The sequence below is a fragment of the Colwellia sp. 75C3 genome, assembly GCF_002836255.1.
GTDB lineage: Bacteria > Pseudomonadota > Gammaproteobacteria > Enterobacterales > Alteromonadaceae > Colwellia.
Genome location: NZ_PJAU01000009.1, coordinates 1 through 569 on the forward strand (window position 1 = coordinate 1; position 569 = coordinate 569).

Here is a 569-nt window from a genome sequence, read left to right on the forward strand (position 1 = left end):
CTGAAAGCTTAGATCATGAAAGTGCCGAAACCATTACGATCACCGTCACCTCAACAGACAGCGATGGTCTACCAACGACACAAGAATTTACTCTGAATGTCGGTGATGTCAACGAAGCACCAACCGGTATTACCTTAACGGATCTGAACGTAGACGAAAATGAAGCGGGTGCCATCATTGGCACCTTAGCGACCACAGGCGATGTCGATGACGGTGATAGCCACAGTTACAGCGTTGATGATACACGTTTTGAAGTGCTTAATGGTGCACTGAAACTTAAAGCCGGTGTTAGTCTTGATCATGAAAGTGCCGAGAGCATTACGATCACCGTCACCTCAACAGACAGCGGTGGTCTACCAACGACACAAGAATTTACCTTGAATGTCGGTGATGTCAACGAAGCACCAACCGGTATTACTTTAACTAATCAGAATGTAGACGAAAATGCAGCGGGTGCCATCATTGGTACCTTAGCCACCACAGGCGATGTTGATGACGGCGATAGCCACAGTTACAGCGTTGATGATACGCGTTTTGAAGTGGTTAATGGTGCACTGAAACTTAAAGAT

At 46.4% G+C, this 569-nt stretch carries 1 pseudogene; it reads left to right on the plus strand.

Features of this window, described 5'->3' with window-relative positions:
* Positions 1-569: pseudogene (locus CXF85_RS00075) on the plus strand (cadherin repeat domain-containing protein); the annotation flags it as partial.